Annotated in this window: 1 protein-coding gene; it reads right to left on the reverse strand. The window is 37.5% G+C overall.

Annotated elements, in window-relative coordinates; genetic code table 11:
- Positions 1-1642 (reverse strand): HAD-IC family P-type ATPase (locus WBY99_RS06580; RefSeq protein WP_423975536.1); only part of this gene is annotated, 1642 nt, incomplete at both ends.

A 1642-nucleotide genomic window follows, 5' to 3' on the forward strand; every position in this document is an offset into this window, starting at 1 on the left:
GTTCGGAATTTTGATTCAAAGAAGCCGCTAATTTTAAAATCAAATTTTTATCTGAATTTTCTGAAACAAAAATCTCGTTCAAACTTGGTTTTCCTTCGGTTAAAGTTCCGGTTTTATCGGTAATTAAAATGTTTACTTTTTCCATTTGTTCCAAAGCTTCGGCGTTTTTAATCAGGATTCCGTTTTTCGCACCTTTCCCAATTCCTACCATCAAACTCATCGGCGTCGCCAAACCTAAAGCACACGGACATGCCACGATGAGAACGGCAACCGCATTCACAAAAGCATAAATTAATTTGTTTTCGCCCCCGAAAATGAACCACGCAAAAAAGGTAATAATAGAAATCGCAATCACGGTCGGAACAAAAATTTTCGCCACTTTATCCACTAATTTTTGAATAGGAGCTTTGCTTCGGCTGGCTTCGTTTACCATTTTGATGATTTGCGAAAGCAAGGTTTCGTCGCCCACTTTTTCGGCTTTCATGATGAAAACGCCGTTTCCGTTAATCGTTCCGGAAGTTACGCGATCATCGGCGTTTTTCTCAACAGGAATCGGTTCTCCGGTAATCATACTTTCGTTGACGCTCGAATTTCCTTCGGTTATTTTCCCATCAACAGGAACTTTTTCGCCGGGTTTTACTCTTAATAAATCACCCACTTTAACTTCGGAAAGTGGAACTTTTTTCTCATTTCCATTAATGATTAAATTGGCGGTGTCGGGCGAAAGATTCATGAGTTCTTTAATGGCATTTCCAGTTTTTTTGTGAGCGCCGGCTTCCATTAATTGCCCTAAAATCACCAAAGTAAGAATAACGGAAACTGCTTCGAAATAGAGTGGTGGCTTGCCTTCGTGCGAAATTTCGTGCGGAAAAATATTCGGAAAAATTAATGCAACAATACTGAAAATAAATGCCGCAGCAACTCCCAAAGCAATTAATGAAAACATATTGAGATTCCAGGTTTTAAAGGAAATCCAGCCACGTTTCATCAAAAACCAACCGGCATAAAATAAAACAGGAAGGGTTAAAATTAATTCTAAAATGCCCTGAAATTGGTGAGAGAAGGGAAATTCAAAAAACATTCCGCCCATCGAAAGGATAAAAACCGGAATGGTGAAAGCCAAAGCAATTAAGAATTTTTTCTTTAAAATATTGAACGTTTTATCTTCATCATCATTATTTTTTGAAGGAATCAGAACCAAATCCATTCCACAAATAGGACAAATTCCTGGCTCATCGCGAATAATTTCTGGATGCATCGGACAAGTATATTGCGTAGGTTTTGATTTTTCGGGATATTTCACCAAATCCATTCCGCAAACCGGGCAACCAACATTAGAATCATAAACTTTGTCGCCTTCGCAAAACATCGGACAATAATATTTGCCTTGGTTGTCAGTTGATGGTTGATGGTTGGTGGTTTTATGAGGTATTGAATGAGTGTGTATTGTTTTTGATTTCTCAAATAATTCATCAGTAATTTCCTCCAAATGCATGTGACAAACTGGACAACCAATATCAGAATCGTAAGTTTTATCGCCTTCGCAGAACATCGGACAAAAATATTTGCCAATTTTATCTTTGAAATTTTCGGGAAGATTGGTTTTGGAAAAACCTATTTTTTTATTTTTTTGATCTTCACG

Origin of the sequence: Kaistella sp. (assembly GCF_049588135.1) — a bacterium.
GTDB lineage: Bacteria > Bacteroidota > Bacteroidia > Flavobacteriales > Weeksellaceae > Kaistella.